The sequence below is a fragment of the Halobacillus litoralis genome (assembly GCF_020524085.2).
In the GTDB taxonomy this organism is placed as follows: Bacteria; Bacillota; Bacilli; order Bacillales; family Halobacillaceae; genus Halobacillus; species Halobacillus litoralis_E.
Window position 1 is genome coordinate 3,392,539 of record NZ_CP129016.1, and the last position, 20,360, is coordinate 3,412,898.

General features: G+C 44.2%; 19 protein-coding genes and 1 pseudogene. 6 read left to right on the top strand and 14 right to left on the bottom strand.

Features of this window, described 5'->3' with window-relative positions; all coding sequences use genetic code 11:
- Positions 1 to 99 precede the first annotated feature (99 nt).
- The 5 genes from LC065_RS17360 to LC065_RS17380 form a co-directional block, all read right to left on the bottom strand.
- A complete protein-coding gene (locus tag LC065_RS17360) occupies positions 100 to 936 on the bottom strand; it encodes an STAS domain-containing protein (RefSeq protein WP_306163593.1) in 837 nt (278 codons plus the stop codon).
- Positions 937 to 1,182: 246 nt separating this feature from the next.
- Positions 1,183 to 1,986 (bottom strand): MBL fold metallo-hydrolase, encoded by an 804-nt coding sequence (locus tag LC065_RS17365; protein ID WP_226588664.1) that lies wholly within the window; start codon positions 1,984 to 1,986, stop codon positions 1,183 to 1,185.
- Positions 1,987 to 2,042: 56 nt separating this feature from the next.
- Entirely contained in the window at positions 2,043 to 2,312 is a 270-nt protein-coding gene (locus tag LC065_RS17370; protein WP_226588662.1) for a hypothetical protein, read from the bottom strand.
- A 94-nt stretch (positions 2,313 to 2,406) separates the two neighbouring features.
- Positions 2,407 to 2,586, bottom strand: coding sequence for a Fe3+ hydroxamate ABC transporter substrate-binding protein (locus tag LC065_RS17375; protein ID WP_226588660.1), 180 nt, complete (start codon positions 2,584 to 2,586; stop codon positions 2,407 to 2,409).
- Positions 2,587 to 2,711: 125 nt separating this feature from the next.
- Positions 2,712 to 3,170, bottom strand: coding sequence for a nucleoside deaminase (locus tag LC065_RS17380; RefSeq protein ID WP_226591617.1), 459 nt, complete (start codon positions 3,168 to 3,170; stop codon positions 2,712 to 2,714).
- 248 nt (positions 3,171 to 3,418) lie between these two features.
- On the opposite strand from LC065_RS17380, the gene LC065_RS17385 reads away from it, so the two are divergent.
- The gene (locus LC065_RS17385) at positions 3,419 to 4,267 is read left to right on the top strand and encodes a hypothetical protein (protein ID WP_226588658.1); all 849 of its coding nucleotides are present in this window, start codon (positions 3,419 to 3,421) and stop codon (positions 4,265 to 4,267) included.
- Between the two features lie 196 nt (positions 4,268 to 4,463).
- Here the strand turns inward: LC065_RS17385 and LC065_RS17390 are convergent, their stop codons facing one another.
- The 5 genes and pseudogenes from LC065_RS17390 to LC065_RS17410 form a co-directional block, all read right to left on the bottom strand.
- The gene (locus LC065_RS17390) at positions 4,464 to 5,465 is read right to left on the bottom strand and encodes an aldo/keto reductase (protein ID WP_226588656.1); all 1,002 of its coding nucleotides are present in this window, start codon (positions 5,463 to 5,465) and stop codon (positions 4,464 to 4,466) included.
- A gap of 152 nt (positions 5,466 to 5,617) precedes the next feature.
- Complete coding sequence (locus tag LC065_RS17395; protein WP_226588653.1) at positions 5,618 to 6,718, bottom strand: NADH:flavin oxidoreductase; 1,101 nt, start codon at positions 6,716 to 6,718, stop codon at positions 5,618 to 5,620.
- Between the two features lie 203 nt (positions 6,719 to 6,921).
- Positions 6,922 to 7,323: pseudogene (locus tag LC065_RS17400) on the bottom strand (VOC family protein).
- A gap of 50 nt (positions 7,324 to 7,373) precedes the next feature.
- A complete protein-coding gene (locus tag LC065_RS17405) occupies positions 7,374 to 9,002 on the bottom strand; it encodes an ABC1 kinase family protein (protein WP_226588650.1) in 1,629 nt (542 codons plus the stop codon).
- Between the two features lie 33 nt (positions 9,003 to 9,035).
- A complete protein-coding gene (locus tag LC065_RS17410) occupies positions 9,036 to 9,575 on the bottom strand; it encodes a PadR family transcriptional regulator (RefSeq protein WP_226588647.1) in 540 nt (179 codons plus the stop codon).
- A 128-nt stretch (positions 9,576 to 9,703) separates the two neighbouring features.
- On the opposite strand from LC065_RS17410, the gene LC065_RS20585 reads away from it, so the two are divergent.
- From LC065_RS20585 to LC065_RS17420, 3 genes are read left to right on the top strand one after another with little or no spacing between them, the layout of a single operon-like run.
- On the top strand, positions 9,704 to 10,249 hold the full coding sequence (locus LC065_RS20585; protein ID WP_371933360.1) for an MFS transporter: 546 nt from the start codon (positions 9,704 to 9,706) through the stop codon (positions 10,247 to 10,249).
- Positions 10,203 to 10,856 carry an MFS transporter gene (locus tag LC065_RS20590; RefSeq protein WP_371933361.1) on the top strand — a complete coding sequence of 218 codons (654 nt, stop codon included), beginning with the start codon at positions 10,203 to 10,205 and terminating at the stop codon, positions 10,854 to 10,856. The genes LC065_RS20585 and LC065_RS20590 overlap by 47 nt, the downstream gene beginning before the upstream one ends.
- Positions 10,857 to 10,870: 14 nt before the next feature.
- A complete protein-coding gene (locus tag LC065_RS17420) occupies positions 10,871 to 11,197 on the top strand; it encodes a DUF1516 family protein (protein WP_226588640.1) in 327 nt (108 codons plus the stop codon).
- A 150-nt stretch (positions 11,198 to 11,347) separates the two neighbouring features.
- Here the strand turns inward: LC065_RS17420 and LC065_RS17425 are convergent, their stop codons facing one another.
- From LC065_RS17425 to LC065_RS17440, 4 genes are all read right to left on the bottom strand, one after another.
- Complete coding sequence (locus LC065_RS17425; protein ID WP_226588637.1) at positions 11,348 to 14,503, bottom strand: bifunctional cytochrome P450/NADPH--P450 reductase; 3,156 nt, start codon at positions 14,501 to 14,503, stop codon at positions 11,348 to 11,350.
- A gap of 84 nt (positions 14,504 to 14,587) precedes the next feature.
- Positions 14,588 to 15,163, bottom strand: coding sequence for a TetR/AcrR family transcriptional regulator (locus LC065_RS17430; protein WP_306163594.1), 576 nt, complete (start codon positions 15,161 to 15,163; stop codon positions 14,588 to 14,590).
- A 264-nt stretch (positions 15,164 to 15,427) separates the two neighbouring features.
- Positions 15,428 to 16,636 carry a Bcr/CflA family efflux MFS transporter gene (locus LC065_RS17435; RefSeq protein ID WP_226588633.1) on the bottom strand — a complete coding sequence of 403 codons (1,209 nt, stop codon included), beginning with the start codon at positions 16,634 to 16,636 and terminating at the stop codon, positions 15,428 to 15,430.
- A 170-nt stretch (positions 16,637 to 16,806) separates the two neighbouring features.
- Positions 16,807 to 17,793 (bottom strand): Gfo/Idh/MocA family protein, encoded by a 987-nt coding sequence (locus tag LC065_RS17440; RefSeq protein ID WP_226588631.1) that lies wholly within the window; start codon positions 17,791 to 17,793, stop codon positions 16,807 to 16,809.
- A 298-nt stretch (positions 17,794 to 18,091) separates the two neighbouring features.
- On the opposite strand from LC065_RS17440, the gene LC065_RS17445 reads away from it, so the two are divergent.
- Positions 18,092 to 18,826, top strand: a complete 735-nt coding sequence (locus LC065_RS17445; protein ID WP_226588629.1) for a GntR family transcriptional regulator — start codon at positions 18,092 to 18,094, stop codon at positions 18,824 to 18,826.
- A complete protein-coding gene (gene gntK, locus LC065_RS17450) occupies positions 18,819 to 20,357 on the top strand; it encodes a gluconokinase (protein WP_226588627.1) in 1,539 nt (512 codons plus the stop codon). The genes LC065_RS17445 and gntK overlap by 8 nt, the downstream gene beginning before the upstream one ends.
- Positions 20,358 to 20,360 lie beyond the last annotated feature (3 nt).

A 20,360-nucleotide genomic window follows, 5' to 3' on the forward strand; every position in this document is an offset into this window, starting at 1 on the left:
TCTTTTACACCTTTTCGTCTGTTTGATTAGGGGATCCTGCCATAAATCTTCCTCGTTCCTTCTAGACGGCTATCTATTTTCATAAAAAAAAAGCCAACATTAACTGTTGACTTTCTCCTCAAGTAATTCCAATGATTCGATGGCCCTGTGAAGGCTGCTGAAAGTGTTGATCCCTTTCATATCAATGCCCAGGCTGACCATTGTCTGTACAATATCCGGACGGATGCCACTCATGATTCCATTCACACCCGTAAGTTTTAACGAATTGATCACTTTAAATAATTGATGAGCCACCATCGTATCAATAATACTCACACCGGATAGATCCAAGATGATCGTCTCAAGCTCGTATTCTTCCCCTTGCTTCAACGCATTCTCCATAAGGAGCTGCGCCCTTTTCGTATCTATTTCTCCAACAATGGGAATGACACCAACCGACTCTGTGACTCGAACGATAGGTACGGAAAGTTCATCCACTGCATAATTAGCCGTTTGTATGGTATTTTCGAAGTCATCCATATACGACTGACTGACGAATTGTACCGCTTGGTCAACCGCATGATTGAACGGAGTAAGGATATCATAAAAATCGTCAAAAGAAAGATTTTGTGTTTTTGCTTCGTCTTTGATAATCGCACCTATGACTTCTCTATATTCACTTATTTCTACCAGGGCTATGTTCAATGGTAATCTTAATTCTACAAGTTCACCTGACACACGATCGCTCCACTTTTCCAGATGCTGAGTTACTTCATTAAAATCCTGGGTTAAAGAAGTGGCATAGGCTTCAATTAATTCCATTCTCCAAGTAATTAATTGTTCTGAGACTCCTTTTCCTATTTCGCTAGGTATAGCAACCGCACGAGCCAACTCCTCTTTCTGTTCAAGTATAGTAGCCGTTACAGGCGTTAATGTTGCTTGTTTTGCAGCCGTCATCTGTTTTCCCCCTCAAAAAATGTCAATAAGTCCTATAAATTTATTTAACTACCGAATGATACCCAATAATATATTACAATAATAAGTGATAAATTTCGAGTGGGAATAAGAATTTTATAGTATAATGATACATCAACGTTTTTATTACTTAGCAATCTTTAATCAAAACTATGGTGTAGAGAGCATAAAACCTATATAGTCTCCGATAGAAAAAGGACGGTCTATTAGGATTTTTATAGTAATCAATCATTTGCTAGTTTGTACCCCTTCCAAAATAGACCGAATCATATGTTTTGAATCATACTCCTTGCTGGAATGATAAACAATCATCGGTACTTTAGGAAATAATTCAACGTTCATTTCATTCACGGTGTAACCTTTTTCATTCAAGTGGTGGACTTGTTCACTCAGCTCTTCTAGATCGTTAAGCTTTTCCCTCATGGCCCGTTTTCCGTCTTTTATGTAACCCGCATGTTGGCAGAACATGTCTTGAAAATCCAATTGAAGTACTTTTCTAAGCGATTGAATCATAACCGGGACAGATTCATCATCCATCATGACCTTAGGCTTTGGATGTAAAAACAGATCCCCTGAAAACAGTCTCCCGTGCTCCTCATCAAATAAACACACATGATTCTTCTCATGTCCTGGAGTATGTATGAGTTTATATAAGTGTTGATTGGACTCAACCGTTTCACCAAATGGGAAAGGTGAGAACGGCAGGCGTTTTCCCCATAATTTCTCCCTGTATAAAGGTAAATTCGCTTCAACCCTACATTCAGGTATCGCTTCTTTCTTAATATATACAGGAAGGTCCCATTCATTTTGCAGCCACTTTGCTGTTCCTGTGTGATCTTCATGAGGATGGGTGAGGCTGACCAATTCAATGGGCGTTTTCTTAAAGAAAGGCTTGAAATCTTCAAGCATCCGTGAAGCCCCCGTATCGATCAACATTCCATCGATGTAAAACATATAAACGGACATGGCAAAGTCTCCATATCTCACTTCTCCTAACACGGAGGTTACTTCTCCATGCTGGTCGATCTTCATTTTAAAGCCCTCCTATAAGTGAAACGTATTCTGTAATAATCCTAAAGCTTTTCCTCTTATTCTCTTTCCCCGTCCTTTTTCTTCAATGTAAATTTCATGCCGGCCTCGCCAGAGAAATCCACAAACAGCTTGGTCGCTCCTCCAGAATCAATGGCCCCTGCGATGTGTAATTCAATCGTATCCAGCTCAAACCCATGAAAAGAATTGACCAGTTCCGTCAGTTCATCCGGGAGAAATTCTAAATACTTGTCGCTTGAGGTATTAGAAATCGACGCCTCTTTTTGTTGATCAGGCAGCATAAACGTTATCTTTTTTTCTTCACTCATCTGCACACCTCCGATTTTTCCCTATCATTAATACAACACAGCGTTACTGTTTGAAATCCCCAAGTGATCCTTGTATGTAGATCTTAAATAAACCTTATGATGATTTCATTTTCTCGTGAGCGCATTCCTCACATATAAAGGTCCCTTCATTTCTTAAATAGGCCTTTATTTCTGTAAAACCTTTTCTCCTAGGGTAGCGCATCTTCACAAAAACCTCTTCATCTTCTTTTATTTCTTTCTCGCAATACTTGCATTGAGGTTTATCCCAGATCATAACCATACATCCTCCTCTTAAATTATTTCTATAGTCTTTACGAAAATCCTTTATAAACAGTTACTGGTTCATCACAAAGAACCCCAGACAACGATCTTTGCCTGGGGTCTTAATAGTAAGCTTTACTAACCAAACGTGTACCCATCAAAAACCTTCAGACCTTCGTCATTTAATACTTGTTCTACTACTATAGGCTTGAGAGGGCTTTTAGCAAATACCTCTTTACAGGAAATCATAATGTTGTCCCCTGCGATCCTTGCTAATTGATCGTGTGTCACACTATATACCATTTTACCAAGATTAGACCAAACCATGGCACCTGAACACATCACACAAGGCTCGCAGCTGGTGTACAGGGTGTATTCATTCAAATCGAACAGCTGGTTCTCTGAACAGAAATCTCGGATCAGCCCTATTTCTGCATGATAGGTAGGGTCTGAGTGGGTATGTACTTTGTTCTCAGCAACTTTTACAATATCCTTGCCTTTAACCAGGATGGCGCCAAACGGTTCGTTTCCTTCTGCTCTCGACTTTGATGCTTGTTCAATCGCTATTTTCATGAAATATTCATCGTTATACGTCATAGAAGCACTCCATTTCCTGTTGCATTCTTCTTCATTATAAGAGATCCTCTTCTCCCTTTCCACCTGGTTTCCACGAGCACAGAACATACGAACCCCTATTTCCATCAGGATTTGTCCTATGTAAAACCAAGATTATCCTATAGTCGGAATGGTCTTCTGTATGTACATTTTGCTGAAAAGAATTTGTATGGTCCTATGAACATATAATGGGACAATATGAACACATTTTGAGATAAAGAGGTGTGACAATGGATCATTTCAAAGGAACGCCCTCTCTTTGTCATGCATTTGCATCAATGATTGGCGGCTACACCATCCTGCCTATTACACCCCAATCCCCCTTCTGCACCGTTGGTCTAGCCCAATGTATTGAAGTAAATATGTTAGGGAGATCGGCAGCTGATTCCACCATGGTAACGGATGCTTATTTTGACTTTGGGAATTTCGATACGCTAGGAAAAGCACTGATTATCGGACGGATCCCTGTTGAGGAGCGGAACATTGCATCCGTCACTGACATTCTGGTAAAGCAGGGGATTGTACACCTTGTTGTCCATGGTTATTCCTATAGTGAACCAAATCTTCCTATTGTTTATGTAGCCAGTATTGAAAACCCAATCGTTTTTGCCTATCGATTGTTACCTGTTTTGAATATATTGCCCGTTGGATCCGCTCATCGGTTTAATAAGCCTTCTGCTGTAAATTTAAAAAATACATGCAAGCAGACGAGCGACATTCTGGGAGGTTTTTTAATTCCCTACCCTCCTCAACAGTCTTTCTGTAGTATCGCAGTTCCTCAACACCATCGATTAAAGATATTAGGAAGGTGTGCCACCCAGTCTCCGACGGTGACAGATGGAATCTTTAGTTTTGTCAGTATGGACTCCCAAGGCTACGCTCTCAACATTGGGCGCATCCCTGTCCCATTTAAAGATGCAGATATTGTCATAGCGAAATTAACACAACTTGGGATCTATTGTGATTTAGTCACCGGATTTCCTTGCAGTACACCTATGCTCCCTTATGTTTATGTTCAACAAATTGAGGAGCCTGCTGTATTTGCTAAGAAAATTCGTCACGTCCTTTATGGCGGATAAATCATCTCCCAGAAATTAAATCTATTATAGGGACGTGATATCGAAACGGTTCCACACAAAAACTCGCCTGTTCCGTGAGCTAGAATACAAGACAACCTCAAAATTAAAGTTTTTGCTCTCTGTCTCCATGGGTCCATTTCAAGTCACTTACAAAATAAAAAACAGCCTCCTTAAAAAGAAGGCTGTCCAATCATCCTTACAATTCCGAACGTACAGGCGGACCATATTCTTTTAACGTGCCATTTTCTAGATCATCGACATGGTTGTAAAGGATGTCATCTATATCACGCAGCTCATCGCTGGTTAACTGGAATCCATCCGTTTCGGTGACACCTTCCAATTGCGAAGGTTTGCGTGCCCCCCATAAAGCAACGTCTGCTCCTGGTTTATGGTCGAGCAGCCATCGGATCGATAGTTGAATAATGTTACGGTCTCGTTTTTCAGCGAAACGCTGAAGTTCCTCCACCGCGTCAATCAAACTAGGGAATCGATCACCTTGGAACAATTCGATATTGCTCCTGAGGTCATCATCCGGGAACGATGCATCTTTGGAATACTTTCCTGTCAGCATGCCGTGCGCAAGGGACCCCCATGACAATGTGGAAATCTCATGGTTTTGACAATATTCAAACCACTCGATTAAGTAACGCTGCAGCATATTCAAATGCATCTGCGAAGTATGAATTGGTGCGTATTTCTGCCACTCATCCATTTGTTCAGGGCTGAAATTACTTACGCCTATCGCACGGATCTTTCCTTGTTCATAAAACTCTTTCATCTTTTTTGCCGTCTTTTCAATGGATTCATCGGTGTCCGGCCAATGAATTTGATATAAGTCAATATAGTGGGTCTGCAGGCGATCCAGGCTTGCCTGCAGTTCTTCTTCCAAATGAGCAGGTCTACTATCACGATAGTTTCCGTCATCCGTGAAATCGATCCCTGCTTTCGTTGCAAGGACAAGATCCTCTCGCTTTACATCTGCCTGTGCAATAGCTCTGCCAATCAATTCTTCCGATAGTCCCTGCCCATAGGCGGGTGCGGTATCGATCGTGGTCACACCTTTATCTATCGCTGTTTTTATCGTTTGAATCGATTGCTCTTCATCTGTACCGCCCCACCCGGTACCGCCGATGGCCCATGTACCGAGGGCAATGCGTGTGGCTTCGACGTCACTGCGTCCTAATTTTACTTTTTTCATGAAAAGTCCCTCCTTGTAATGGACTTTTATCCTTTATGGAAAACAACGAAACTTTTGGATCGTCCCATTACTTTAAAAGCTTCTTTACTGTTTTTCTAAGCTTCATAGAAACAAAAAACAGACGCCCTGACAAAAGGACGCCTGTTCTATCATTAATATAGTTTCTGCAGCGCTTCTTTATCAAAGGCTAACAGATCATCCGCTCTACCTTCACGGACTTTCTTCACCCACTCAGGATCCATCAATAAAGAACGGCCGATGGCAACCAGATCGAACTCCTCACGATCCAGTTTGTCCACTAAACCATCAAGACTTGTTGTCCCTGCACCAGAAAAGTCCGTGAAGACACCATCCAGCCCGACAGATCCTACAGAAATGACCGGTTTGCCTGAAAGTTTCTTCGTCCAGCCGGCAAGGTTCAAGTCGGAACCTTCAAACTCAGGCTCCCAGAACCTGCGGGTCGAGCAGTGGAAAATGTCCACGCCTGCTTCAACAAGCGGCTGAAGAAAACGTTCAAGCTCATCTGGTGTGTTGACCAGTTTCGCTTGGAAGTCGTTCATTTTCCACTGGGAAAAACGGAAAATGATCGGGAAATCTTCTCCAACTTCACGACGGCAAGCTTCTACGATCTCTACGGCAAACTGCGTGCGCTCAACGAAATCGCCGCCATAACGGTCGGTACGTTTGTTGGTGTTTTCCCAGAAGAACTGGTCGATCAAGTACCCATGAGCTCCATGAATTTCAATCGCATCAAAACCGAGGCGCTTCGCATCCGCTGCCGCTTTGGCATAGGATTCCACCAACGCTTCTACTTCTTCCGTGGATAATGGTTCGTTCACTTGCTCTCCATCCAGGCTCAGGCCTGATGGACCCACCGGCATTGCCTCTTCATTTGGAAGGTCGCCTTTGCTGCGAGTCATTCCTACATGCCATAGCTGCGGAGCAATTTTACCGCCGGCCTCATGTACTTCTTTCACTACATTCGTCCAGCCGCTCAACGCCTTCTCTCCATGAAACACAGGAATACTCGAACCAGATACGGAAGCCGGATGGTCGATCCCTGTTCCTTCTGTAATAATCAAACCGACTTCATTTTCAGCACGTCGGCGGTAATACGCAGTCACTTCCTCATTAGGAACGTTCCCAGGGGAGAACCCGCGTGTCATCGGTGCCATCACAGTCCGGTTCGGAAGGTTTAATTTATCACTCGTAAACGTATTAAATAAAGGTTTCGTTGTTGTTTGGTTTGTCATTGATCTGCCTCCTTTTGTAACGGTATCTTTCATTATTACAGATAAAAAAAGGCAGCGAAAGAAATCTGCTTCTATAAAACTTTCATAAGCTTATGATCCCTTCATTACATAAAAGGAATGTCATTCAACCCTACCTTGAGAGTGCCCGCCACCGGAGGGCAGCCCCAAGGAAATCAAGCACTAACAAGATAGGAAAAAATAAACTATAGGGGTGGGGCAACAAACTCTACTTTTATCCTGTCCGGATCCTCAATATAAACGGCATAATATTCATCGCCACCCGCAAAAGGATGCTGGTTTTCATATAAGATGTTGATCCCTCTTTCCTTAAGCATCCTCGTCATTTCATCTACTCTTTCACGTGAAGAAGCGTGAAAAGCTAAATGATTCAAGCCCGTTCTTTTCCTATGGTAAGGAACGTCTACATACTTATTTTCCACTTGGACGAACACCAAGTAAGTTTCTCCCAGCTTCCAACTTTGACCTTCCTCCCATTTTTGATAAGACTGGTAACCGATCTATTCCAGGAACCATCCCCAAAAGGATTCAGACTGCTTTAAATTCGTTACATAGATTTCCACATGATGAAGTAAGCCCTTACGCACACCCATTTCCCCTTTCTCTATTCTCTTTTCAGAAAAATCACAGCTTACTTTTAACTTCTTCTCCACCACATGTTCCCAATCACTACACAGAGTAAAGTGGTAACAACCACCGCCATCGATATGCCTAAACGCTCGATGTGAGTGGAGGATATCCCATCGCTTAAAGTAAGCCCGACGAATATGGAACTGATCATCAAGGAAAAAGCTAACATAATGACACTAAGAACGACACGGTTCACCAATTTTTCCATTCTCTTCAGATGTTTTTCTTCGGGCTTCAAACCAAACTTCAATTGTAAAGAACCTTCATCAACCTTATTTATGATTGAATGAAAATGTTGAGGGGAACGTAAAAACATGCGCCGCACGTCAAACCCCCAGCTCATCACATCTTTTTGTAAGGAAGAATTTCTCATTTCACCTGCCACTAGTTTTTCCCCGATCGGTTGAATTACTTCTTCGAGGTTGAGATCAGGATCTAAGATTTGAATCGTGTATTCAAGTTTTAATAAGGATTGTCCGACCCCAAACATCGCTGAAGGGATCTCAAATTGATAAGTGGCCACCAGTTCAAATAATTCATAAAACATTTCACCTAGGGACAGTTGTTGGACAGGAAGATCGATATAACGCTTTAACCACCGGTCCATATCGTTATGGAGACGGGAGAAGTTCAAATCGCCCTCTCGAGGAAAGTCACTGATCACCTTAGCCAATTGATAGGAATCCTGATGGTATAGACTCAATAAGATCCTTTTTAAGGTGGAATGGACAGATGGTGACAGATCCCCTATACTCCCAAAGTCTATGATGTTCACTTGGTCGTTTTTAGGGTGATACAGTAAATTCCCAGGATGTAAGTCCGCATGGAAGTGCCCGTGAATAAAGATCTGCTGAAAATGATACGTAGATAGAGCATGAGCCATTTCTTTTTTCGTTTCTTGATCTAAATGATTAATATAAGCAGTCGTTAACTTGTTTCCCTCGATATACTCCATGGTAAGGCAATGTTCCGTTGTCCATTCCATAAAAGGATGTGGGATGGTTAAGGTTTCGCCGGTGAGATTTCTTCTTAACCTCCCCATCTCCTCGCCTTCTTTTTTGTAATCCAATTCTTGTCTCAAACTCTCGGAAAACTCTTGAATCACTTCCACCAGGCGAAATTTCGCAGCCATTTGGGAACGTTTCTCTGCTTGTTTGGACAAAAACAATAACACTTCTAAATCCTTCTCCATGGATTCTTTTTTTACATTCTTCACTTTGATGGCTACTTTATGTCCAGTGGCAAGGGTCGCTTGATGCACTTGCCCCAAGGAAGCTGCGCCAAGAGGAATGGGGTCTAAATCACTCAGCCATTGCTGGTGCGGCCTGTTAAATTCCTGTTGCAGCGTTTTTATGACCTCTCCAAATGGTTGAGGTTTGGATTGATCTTGAAGATCCATTAAAGGAATGCGCCAGGACTCGGATAACAAATCTTTCCTCAAACTTAGAAACTGACCTAATTTAATAAATACCGGTCCTAATTCTTCCAAAGCTTCTTTCAACAGGCGTCCCTCTCTGAAATCTTCCAGCGTCCCGGTATGTGTTCTTTTAGAAACACGAAAGCCGAAATTGTTCAAAATATGGGTTAAACCAAATTTAGCAAAGGTGTTGAAAATCTCTCGTAAACGACTCCACATCTCTTTTTCCCCTTTATTCATAACGTTGTACTATTACTCGTCCATGTGGCTGATTACTTCAATTGCCCACTCACACCAGTCCACATACATTTTCGCATAACGAATACCAAACTCCGCTGTAATGAATTCCCCTGTCTTTTCATGAGACGGCGTGTTGGGAAATGTTTCTGCTTTCCATTTTTCAGTCTGGACGTACACTTCCCATTCCCGCTGCTTCACTTCTTGCAATAAATGAATCGCTTCATCTTTAGAAATGATGGAAAAGGAAGAAGCTTTGATTAGAAATTGATCTTTCATTTTAAGCGGTTGATTCTTCTCATGCACAATCCATTCCACCAGCTTTTTTTCTCCTTCATGTGTAATCGTGTACTGCTTTTTATTTGGACTTCCTTCCTGATAAATCCATTGAAAAGCAATCCACCCTTCCTCTTCCATGCGATTCAATTCTTTATAAATTTGTGAGTGGGTGGAACTCCACACATAAATAAGCTGCTGTTTGAATGTCTGGTACAATTCGTAACCGGTCTGCGGTTTTCGGGTCAATAATCCTAACAAGGCATATCGTAAGGTCATCCAATCATCTCCTCATAATGTTCACATTTTGAGCTTTTTCCCTATTGTCAACAGATTCATAACCTATTAGTATTGTATATGTTCAAAGTGACATATGTTCATTTTAACATTCAGGAGGTGATTTGAATATGAAAAAAACCATTGGCTTGCTCACCCTCATCCAATTTTTCGTGTACATCGGTTTTGGGATCATCATTCCCGTCATTCCAGAATTGATTGCCAATATGAATGGAAGTGCCATACACATCGGCTGGCTGCTTGCGGTGTATTCATTAGCATCCTTTCTAACCGCACGTTTGTGGGGAGGGATTGCAGATCGAATAGGAAGAAGGAAAGTCATTTTAATTGGACTTTTAGGATTTACCGTCAGTTTTCTCATGTTCGCCCTATTCATTAACCATTTGGCTGCTCTCTATGTATCAAGAATGATAGGCGGGCTGTTCGCAGGAGCCTTGTATACAGGAAGCATGTCGTATGTTGCAGACATCACATCAAATGAAAACCGAAACAAATATATGGGTTTTGTAGGAATGGCCATCGGATTAGGTTTTATTCTAGGCCCTGCTATAGGTGGACTGCTGAGCGAAGTAAGTATAGCCTTTCCCCTTTTATATCTCTGCAGGTTTCATGGCATTTACCTTTCTTCTAACATTCTTTGTTCTCAAAGAGTCTAAGCCCAAGCAAGCGGCGAGAAGACAGTCAATATCAATCAAATACCAACTTACAGGAAATCTCGTTCCTTTATTTCTATTCACTTTTGTAACGACTCTTCTTTTAGCTGGCCTTGAAGGCACCTTTCAAATCTATCAAATACAGAAAATCGACATTACTCCCTTTGAGGTAGGCTTATTATTTATGGTAAGCGGACTGATCGATGCAGGTATTCAAGGCGGGGTTATGCAAAAGATCAAGGATGGAACAGAGACCCATTGGATCATCATGGGACAGGTGGTGAGTGCCGGAGGATTGCTGCTTATGCCCCTGTCCTATAATCTTTGGTTCGCAGGAATATTTCTTGCGATCTTCACAGCTGGCAATGCTCTGGTCCGAACATGCACCCTTTCTCTCATTACAAAGAAAAGCGATCAGCAAGGAGCGGCTACAGGAGCAATTTATTCTCTCGACAGTCTAGGAAGGGTCCTTGGGCCCGTCGCGTTTACATGGATTTTTGAAATGCATGCACTGGCTACTTTTTTGACGGCGAGTCTACTAGGAGTCTTGAGTATCACTTTAATTATCGCTTATGAAAAAAAGAAACCCATACAGATGAACTCTATATAAAAAGGAGATCCCATATGTTTTACTCTATACATGCCAGTACATGGCTCATTGTCGTTTTACTTTTCGCTTTGTCTATGACATTAAAAAAGAATACGCTTTCAAAAATGTTGTTAAGATTGACGTATCTCGTCATGATTACTACAGGGATCGTGATGCTCGTACAATTCCAATTTCCCGTTATTTATATTGTTAAAGGCTTGTTAGCTCTAGCGATGATCGGAACCATGGAAGCCCTGCTTGCTAGAAAGAGAAAAGGTGAATCTTCTCCTTTCATTTGGGTCTTCTTCGTTCTTTTGCTTCTATTCGTTCTGCTCATCGGTTTTAATTTGATTACATTTTAAGATTTGTTGTGAAATTTAAGATCCTTCCCAAACAAATCTCTCTTTCATATAATAAGAACCCCTGATTCCTTTCATTAGGAATCAGGGGTTCTTTAGATTTGACTTTTACAATGAGCAGGAATGATCTTTAAGTCTTTCAGGCTCAGAATGTTAAGAACCAGCCCAGACATCTTTCGCCAGTCGTCCAGACTTTTCAAGCTCATCCAGCCACGAAACAGCTTCCTGTTCACTGACTTGATTGAGATCACGGTAACACTCCACAAGCGTATCCGTTACTTCAGGAGCCATTTTGCTTCCATCCCCACAAATATAGAGACGGCCCCCTTGATCTAATAGAGAAAGGATCGCTTCTGCATTTTTCTTCATCACATGCTGGACATACACCTTTTCTCCATCCTTTTGTCGTGAAAAAGCCGTGTGCAGGTCAATCAAACCGAGACGTTCCGCTTCTTTCAGTTCCTCTTCGTACAAGAAATCCTGTTCCGGGTGACGGCACCCGAAATAAAGATGGGCTTCACCAAGCGCTGTTCCTTCCTGCTGCATCACTTTACGCGCCTGAACGAACCCTCGGAAGGGAGCGATTCCAGTCCCCGGCCCGACAAGGATCATCGGAGTTTCAGGATCTTCCGGCAGTTGGAAGTCGGATTGAGGGGTACGGACGAAACAGGCGATTTTGTCTCCGATTTCTCTTGATGCCAAATAATTCGAAGCTACACCTTCGTACTCCCCCTTGCCGCTCCACGCCTCTCCTCGAACGACACTGACCGTCACACTCGGTTGATGGGCATCCACACGAGGGGAACTGGAAATCGAATAATAACGGACTTTCAAAGCTGGAAGCAGGGAAATGAATTGTTCGAACTCCATTTCACAGGACGCGAACGCTTCTAACAGCTCCAGCATTGTCTGGCGTTTCTCGAGAATTTCTCTCTTATAATTTTCATCCTCGACGAGTTGTTCGAGTTCGATTTTGTGAGGCGGGCAGGGGTTACTCGCTGCAAGCGCGCGGATTTGTGCCCGCGTCGCAGGCTCCTGCAATTCCACGTAAGACGATAACAATTGCAGCAGTTGAACCGGTTGACCTGTAGGCAGATGGGACGCGCGTCCTGTCCCCTCGCTCAACATCACATACTCTTCTCCTTTGAGCCCAAACCGGTCCAGCACCCTGTTGATTAGGACTTGTGTATTTTCCGGAACGACACCTAAATGATCCCCTTCCTGGAAAGTCACGTCTGAAGGAAGTTCAACCTCCACGTGACGAGTGCTGCGCTCATCAGACTCTAGCAGCTCTTTGTTTTCAAGCACAACAGCAGTGAAAGCATCATACGTGCGGGCCACAGGCGTGTAGCTCGTTCCGCTGACGAATTCCATGGAAACGGGGCTGGAGGCCGTTTGACCTTCTTCCAAGTCCAAGTTGAAATGATCAGCTAACGCCGGCCAAAGCTTTTCTTCCCATTTTTCCAGATCGCCATCAAAATCCTCGTTGGCATCTCCTTCTCCTCGTTCAAGTAGACGGAAGGCTCCTTTCGCATCGAGCTTGCGATCGATCGTTGCCGGAACTCGTTGATACGTGCTCGCCCAATTTCGGTCTCCACAGCCGAAAACAGCGTAGGTCACCCCATCGAGATCCGCTTCCTCATCAGAAGTCAGCCACTGGACAAAAGAGGTCGCGTTGTCTGGCGGATTGCCATTATAGGATGCCGATACAACCAAAGTGGCACCTTCTTTCGGAAGATTCCCCGTCCATTCATCAAGCAGGGCCGTCGTTACGGCGAACCCTTGATGACGGGCGGTGTCAGCAAGCTCGCGGGCCACTCCTTCTGAGGTTCCCATATTCGATCCGTACAAGACAAGGAATGGTGTGCCATGAGACTCGCGCGCAGGCATTTCCTTCGTTTCTTTCTTTTCATCCACATCTGGCGTTTGGATCCCCTGGAATTCTCTTCTCGATTTCACTTTCATCGTCAAACCATCGGGCTTGAACGTCAACGTTTCTTTGATATCCAATTCATAATCCGAATGATCCTCAAGGTCGAAATGCTGTAAAACCATGCCGAGAACGAGCGTCGCTTCATGAAGCGCAAACTGCTGTCCGATACATGCCCTTTGTCCATTTCCAAATGGCTTATAAGCGTGATACGGAATGCTCGCTGGATTTTCAAAACGCTCTGGATTGAATTCCTCTGCATCGTCTCCCCAGACAGTGGTGTCACGGTGAAGCTCCGGGATTAGCAGTGTAAACGTATCCCCTTTTTCCACCTCGTATTCACCATCCAGCGTTGTATCTTCCTTTGCATAAACGGAAAACGCCGGGGCTGTCGGCCATAGGCGTAACGCTTCGTTTAAAATCATCCGCACGTATTTCAGTTGCTTCACCTGTTTAAAGGATGGGGTGTCATCACCGAGCACTTCATCCACTTCCTCATACGCCTTCTGTAACTTATCCGGATGTTTCAATAGATAATACATGGCAAACGAGAGGAGCCCACTCGTCGTTTCGTGTCCCGCAATGAGAAAGGTGATGATTTGAAAACGGATATTTTTATCATCCAGAGATTCTCCTGTTTCAGGATCTTTCCCTTTCAGCATATGCCCAAGCAGGTCATCCTCCCCCTGGTCGCCTGCTTGTTTCCGTTCCTCGATGAGTTGATCGACAAGATTGAACATGTAATCGATATCTTCTTTAAATTGTCTTTTGGAGCGCACCATCAACTTGTCCTGAATACCCAGTCGCTGCGTCTGGCTCATCGATTCATCAAGCGCTCGCACCATTTTTTCGATGAAAGGATGCGCATCTTCCCGGTAGAAACTATTAAAACGATAGTTGAACCCACACAAACCGATCGTGTCGAGCGTCAGGCGTGTCATATCATCAGGTACATCAACTTCTTCATTCGGATTCAGTCTCGCCCATTTTTGGATCAGCTGAGAAGCAAGGTCGAGCATTTTATCATGATAGCCTTTCATCGCCTGCTGACTGAAACTTGGCAGCAGAATGTTATGAGCTTTCTTCCAATTCGGTTCTTCCGTCCCACTTGTGAACAAACCATCTCCACCAAAGGCACGAACCTTTTGGAGGGCTGGCCCTACTTTTTTATCAAAACGCGTCTCGTCACAGATTTCAGCGGCAAAACGGGCACTTGAAATAAATGTACTGACCCGGCCCGGGAATTGGATTTGATAGATCGGACCGAGATCCCGGGCATGCTTCATAAATGACTGGACGGGTTTTTCCTTATCAATGCTCGGTAAATTTCCGAGCGGTCCGTAGGATTTCGGTTGTGGCAGATTTTCTGTATGATTCATGGACAAACACCTCTTTGATCATAATTGAAGATACCGGAATGAATATTCATTCCGCACATAGGAGAAGGAAAAGCTGCCTCATCATCATTCATGATGACGCACAGCATCCCAGCAACTTTCTTCGATACCAGCTAATAATTCATCCGTCGCTTCGATCTCACCTGCACGGATCAATTTAAACAGCTCAAGAAACCCTCCGAAGATAATCGCAATCAACGCTTTCGACGGCAGATCCCTGATTTGTTCTTTTTCTTTCCCTTCATCAAAGAATTCATGGAGAATCATCAGCAAATGATTGAATTGTCCCCGACTTGTTTCATCAAGAAAGTAGGCGGCGTTATGAGTCTTGATAAAATATAGCGCATGCTCATGCTCATTTGTAAAACGCACCATCCCTTGAAACAAATGGTGGAACTGATTACGGATCCCTGCATTCTTCGGGTACCCTTCTTCAAGGGTCTTTGTGAACAAGGCCGTATAGTATTGAAACAATGTATTGACTAGAACTTCTTTGTTCTCAAAATAGCGGTAGATCGTCCCCGCCCCTACTTTTGCATCACTTGCGATCATTGGAATCGTCGTGGCATCGAAGCCGCGTTCTGCGAATAGTGAAAGCGCACTATGGAAGATATGATCCCTCTTACTTGTGGATGTTGGCATATAAACAACCTCCCTCCTATGCGGAATGAACATTCATTCCTGTTTAGCTTAGTATATTTTACTATTCCCTTCAATCAATCGAAGGACTCATAATTTTACTGAATCAACCAAATGGCCCAAGGGGAGTACCGTTTAAAAATAAAACGCTCCCCATACAACCACACCGATGATAAGTGCGGTGACTAAAGACGTACAATCATCCGCTTCATAAAAAAACCCCCTTCCCTCTTTTACGAAGGAAGGGGGTGAAAGTTTCATCAGTAATCACGCCGATGCATGCAGTTTTTTCGTCGTCAATGTGAAAAAGATCACCGCACCAATCGAAGCGGTCGTAAACAAGATCGCCCCCATCGGTACAGCCGTCGTTTCATCAAGGCCGACTAGTGGAGATACGGTCGCGCCAAACAGCAACGGCAGCATTCCAAGTACCGCACTCGCACTTCCTGCCCGGTGGCCTTGATGTTCCATCGCCAACGTGAACGTACTGGTCAACACCATCCCCATCGCTGTCATATAAATGAAGATCGGAACGACAATGGAATACAGAGGCCCCTCTATAATCGTCATGACTAAAAGGAAGCCGGTCGCACTGACCGCAACGAGGACAGCAGTCCGAAGCAGACTTCTCTCATGGAAGATTCCACCGAGACGTCCGACTAAAAAGCTTCCTGTTATGATCGCTAGGCCGTTGATTCCGAATAAGACACTAAAGACCTGAGGCGATACGTTGTAAATGCCCTGGTAAACGAACGGCGTCCCGGAAACATAGGCGAAACTTCCCCCATGGACAAAACCGATCGTCAGGGCGTAACCGATGAACGAGCGGTCCTTCAGCAGTCGCCCGATCGTCAGGATCGATTCTTTCACAGAACTCGGAATCCTTTTTTCTACCGGAAGGGTCTCCGGCAATTTTCCCGCGACTGTCAAAACGATTGCGACCCCTACGATACTTAAAAAGAAGAAGATCGTCTCCCAGGTAGCGAATGGTAATAGCAGAATCGCTCCCCCGGTCATCGGTGCAATCATCGGAGCCGTCGCATTGATCACCATGAGTAAGGCGAAGAATTTCGTCAACTCTCTCCCTGAAAAGACGTCACGCACGACGGCCCGTGAAAGGACGACACCGGCTGAAGCCGTGAAGCCCTGAAGGAATCGGGCGATGACGAGCACAAGAATATTCGGTGCAAGCGCACAAAGTAAGGACGCCAGTGCGAAGAGGGACAGGAAGACGATGAGTGGCTTCTTCCTCCCTTGTGAGTCACTGACCGGGCCGACGACAATCTGCCCGACAGCAAGACCGATCAAACAGGTGGTCAGGCTGAGCTGAACAAGGGATGCGTTTGTCCCTAAATCCGATGCGATTCCCGGGAAGCTTGGCAGATACATATCAATGTTCAATGGACCTAGAATCCCAAGCATTCCGAGTAGGAACGCAAGACCTATTCTTTCTTTCCCTTTTGGATTATGTAACATCGTTAAACACCTTCTTCTATTCAATCTACTATTTAAAAACTCCTTGAATCTAATCCCCTGGTTTTCCAGGCGGTTAAACTTTGATTTTATCTTCATTCACCGTGGAAGTCTATTCATAAGCACAGAAAAACCGTTCCATCATGCATGAATGGAACGATTGGGATCTTATCTTATCCTTTTCCTTCATAATACTCTTTAACAAGCTCCCCCATCACCCTATTGGTTCGAAGCGCGGTTTTCCCTGTGCTTGGACACGTTCCTTTTCCGAGGAGCTCATCCACGATCGTTTGAATATGAGCCTGTTGAATATGTTTCGGACGCTCCATGTAGAAAGATTCCTCCCCAGAATCGGTGATCAGGATAACCGGCTTGTCATCGAAGGTGGAAAACTGTATCTCTCCTTTTGTTCCAACAATACGGTTGTCATCCTCATTCTTATAAGAAGAGAAATTCCATACTCCTGTTCCAACCGCACCGTTCCCAAATTTCCATACCCCGCTCACCGTGTCTTCCGCTGGATAGGAATCAGCAAGGTTTAGCCCAAATCCTCTCACATCTGTCAAAGGCCCAAGTAGGTAATCGAAGAGATCTAACGTATGAGAACCGACATCGTAGAATAACCCTGCCCCGCTTTCTTCCGGAATCACCCTCCATGGCCAATTTCCATTCTCATCTTTGGAAACGATTTTCTGGGTCTGCTGCATAGAAGCGAACCGTACTTCCCCGATGGCCCCTTCTTCGATCAGTTCTTTTACTTTCAAAAACCTCGGCAGGGACCTCCGGTAATAGGCCACAAATAATGGCACACCATGCTCTTCACATACACGGACCATTTCTTCACACTCTTCCACGCTGTTGGACATCGGTTTTTCCACATACACGGGCTTGCCCGCTTTGGCTGCCATGAGCGTATATTCTTTATGAGAAGAAGGTGGCGTAGCAATATACACCGCGTCCACATCGTCATCATGAATTAAATCCTCGGCCTGGTCATACCATTTGGGCACGCCATGACGTTCCGCATAGTCTTTCGCTTTCACGCCATTTCTTCGCATCACCGCTTGAAGAGAACTTTGTTCAATCTTTTGAAAAGCAGGACCACTTTTTACTTCTGTCACGTTCCCGCACCCTATGATTCCCCACCTTATGTTTTTCACTGAATTTCCTCCCCTGATATCTTTTCTTAAAAATTCATTGCCTGACTGCTATTTCGTTACCACCTTAGCACATTAAGGAACATGCACCAAAAAATACAAAATAATCCCGCTTTACTGAATGGATCATAAAAAAACAGTAGAATATCGAAGCCCTTGGGATGAAAGGGAAAACGTTCTTTTCCACCCATCATTTTTCGATTTTTTTCGACATTTTCTATAAAAAGCGTTTTCAAACTTGAAAAGTTGTACTACACTACTTGTATACAAGTATACAGTGAAGAATGAATGAGGTGAATAAATGAAGGATTCTAATGAATTTTTATACCCACGCCAATGGTTATCCAAAGCATCCGCTGGTGAACGCGTCGCCTGCGAACTCCGAATGCGGATCATTTCGGGCACGGTTGAAAGCGGTTCAATCCTATCGGAGAATCAGCTAGCTTCCGAATTTTCCGTAAGCCGTTCCCCTGTACGGGATGCTTTGAAAGCCCTTGCTTCCGAAAATCTCATCCGCCTGGAAAGGATGGGCGCTCGCGTTCTCGATATAACGGAAAAAGAAATCCAGGAAATGTACGATGTCCGGTTACTCGTTGAGAGCTTTGTTTTTGAGCGGCTCGTCCATATGGATACCGAAGAACTGGTCAAAGATCTCAGCAAGATTTTTGAAATGATGAAAATAGCCATTCAATACAAGGATGCCGATGAATTTTCCAAGCAGGACCTGGAATTTCACGATACGATTATCCGTTCGATCGGTCATTCTCATATTCAGATGATTTGGAACAACCTGAAACCTACACTCGAAAGTCTTGTCCTCCTTTCTATGAGGTATAGGTTTGAAGAGATGTACGAGGACTTTGAACGAATCATTGAGAACCACGGATTATACATTGAAGCCATCCAAAAGAAGGATCGCGACCTTATGGTGCAATCCCTCCACCAGAATTTCGATGATGTGGCAAAAGGCCGCGTCGAAGAACTATGGATGGCACAGGAAACCTTTACTAAAGGAGTCGAAAAAGAAGATGACTAACTTCATGCTCGGTATCGACATCGGTACCACCAGTACAAAAGCTGTATTATTCAGTGAAAAAGGCGATGTCATTCAAAAGGAAAGCAAGGGCTATCCCCTGCATACCCCGGACATCTCAACGGCCGAACAGGATCCAGATGAAATTTTCCAGGCGGTTGTCTCGGTCATGACCGCGATTATGGATGATCATAAACACAAGAACATTTCGTTCGTGTCATTCAGTAGTGCAATGCACAGTCTGATAGCTGTCGACAAAGACGGCCATCCTCTGACCTCCTGTATCACCTGGGCAGATAACAGAAGTGAAGCATGGACACAGAAAATCAAAGACGAATGGAACGGTCATGAGATTTACAGACGTACCGGCACACCGATCCATCCCATGTCTCCTTTGAGTAAAGTGACATGGCTGGTTCAGGAGCATCCTGAAATCGATTCCATCACGAACAAGTACATTGGCATCAAAGAATACATTTTCCACAAGTTTTTCAACGAGTATGTCCTTGATCATTCTCTTGCTTCCGCTACTGGAATGATGAATTTAGAAAAAATGGACTGGGATGAAGAAGCGCTTCACATTGCAGGGATTTCCCGGGATAAGTTATCAAGGCTCGTACCAACGACGGAAGCTTTTACTTCCTGCAACCGTTCACTGGCTCAGCAAATCGGATTGGATCCGGAAACTCCCTTTATTATCGGTGCGAGTGATGGGGTTTTATCGAACCTTGGTGTAAACGCTATCGGAAAAGGAGAAATCGCGGTCACGATTGGGACAAGCGGAGCGATTCGGACGATCATCGATCAGCCCAAGACCGATGAAAAAGGAAGAATTTTCTGTTATGCACTGACAGAGGATCACTGGGTCATCGGAGGTCCTGTCAACAATGGCGGGATGATTCTGCGCTGGATCAGAGATGAATTCGCGGCAGCAGAAATTGAAACGGCGAAGCGTCTCGGCATAGATCCTTATGAAGTCCTGACAAAAATCGCCGATGGTGTGAGACCAGGAGCAGAAGGGTTGATTTTCCATCCTTATTTAGCCGGGGAGCGGGCTCCGCTTTGGAACCCGGATGTACGTGGATCATTCTTTGGACTGACCATGTCTCATAAAAAAGAGCATATGATCCGCGCGGCACTCGAAGGAATCATTTACAACTTGTACACCGTCTACCTCGCCCTTGTGGAATGTATGGACACCCCTGTCACACGGATACAGGCGACAGGAGGTTTTGCCCGTTCCGACGTATGGCGTCAGATGATGGCGGATATTTTCGAATCAGAAGTCGCTGTGCCGGAAAGCTATGAAAGCTCTTGTCTCGGCGCTTGTATTCTAGGACTCTATGCCACAGGAAAAGTAGATTCGTTTGAAGTCGTTTCCGAGATGATCGGAAGTACCCATCAACACACACCGGTGGAGGAAGCCTCTCACGAATACCGCCAACTGCTCCCGATCTTCATCGATTTATCCAGGAGACTGAGTAGTGATTATACAAGAATTGCCGAATACCAGAGAGGTTTAATTCACAAGTAAAAA

Excerpts from the sequence above, each read along its gene's own strand:
- LC065_RS17360 (WP_306163593.1), bottom strand. The coding sequence starts at position 936 with ATGACGGCTGCAAAACAAGCAACATTAACGCCTGTAACGGCTACTATA.
- LC065_RS17365 (WP_226588664.1), bottom strand. The coding sequence starts at position 1,986 with ATGAAGATCGACCAGCATGGAGAAGTAACCTCCGTGTTAGGAGAAGTG.
- LC065_RS17370 (WP_226588662.1), bottom strand. The coding sequence starts at position 2,312 with ATGAGTGAAGAAAAAAAGATAACGTTTATGCTGCCTGATCAACAAAAA.
- LC065_RS17375 (WP_226588660.1), bottom strand. The coding sequence starts at position 2,586 with ATGATCTGGGATAAACCTCAATGCAAGTATTGCGAGAAAGAAATAAAA.
- LC065_RS17380 (WP_226591617.1), bottom strand. The coding sequence starts at position 3,170 with ATGACGTATAACGATGAATATTTCATGAAAATAGCGATTGAACAAGCA.
- LC065_RS17385 (WP_226588658.1), top strand. The coding sequence starts at position 3,419 with ATGGATCATTTCAAAGGAACGCCCTCTCTTTGTCATGCATTTGCATCA.
- LC065_RS17390 (WP_226588656.1), bottom strand. The coding sequence starts at position 5,465 with ATGAAAAAAGTAAAATTAGGACGCAGTGACGTCGAAGCCACACGCATT.
- LC065_RS17395 (WP_226588653.1), bottom strand. The coding sequence starts at position 6,718 with ATGACAAACCAAACAACAACGAAACCTTTATTTAATACGTTTACGAGT.
- LC065_RS17405 (WP_226588650.1), bottom strand. The coding sequence starts at position 9,002 with ATGTGGAGTCGTTTACGAGAGATTTTCAACACCTTTGCTAAATTTGGT.
- LC065_RS17410 (WP_226588647.1), bottom strand. The coding sequence starts at position 9,575 with ATGACCTTACGATATGCCTTGTTAGGATTATTGACCCGAAAACCGCAG.
- LC065_RS20585 (WP_371933360.1), top strand. The coding sequence starts at position 9,704 with ATGAAAAAAACCATTGGCTTGCTCACCCTCATCCAATTTTTCGTGTAC.
- LC065_RS20590 (WP_371933361.1), top strand. The coding sequence starts at position 10,203 with ATGGCATTTACCTTTCTTCTAACATTCTTTGTTCTCAAAGAGTCTAAG.
- LC065_RS17420 (WP_226588640.1), top strand. The coding sequence starts at position 10,871 with ATGTTTTACTCTATACATGCCAGTACATGGCTCATTGTCGTTTTACTT.
- LC065_RS17425 (WP_226588637.1), bottom strand. The coding sequence starts at position 14,503 with ATGAATCATACAGAAAATCTGCCACAACCGAAATCCTACGGACCGCTC.
- LC065_RS17430 (WP_306163594.1), bottom strand. The coding sequence starts at position 15,163 with ATGCCAACATCCACAAGTAAGAGGGATCATATCTTCCATAGTGCGCTT.
- LC065_RS17435 (WP_226588633.1), bottom strand. The coding sequence starts at position 16,636 with ATGTTACATAATCCAAAAGGGAAAGAAAGAATAGGTCTTGCGTTCCTA.
- LC065_RS17445 (WP_226588629.1), top strand. The coding sequence starts at position 18,092 with ATGAAGGATTCTAATGAATTTTTATACCCACGCCAATGGTTATCCAAA.
- gntK (WP_226588627.1), top strand. The coding sequence starts at position 18,819 with ATGACTAACTTCATGCTCGGTATCGACATCGGTACCACCAGTACAAAA.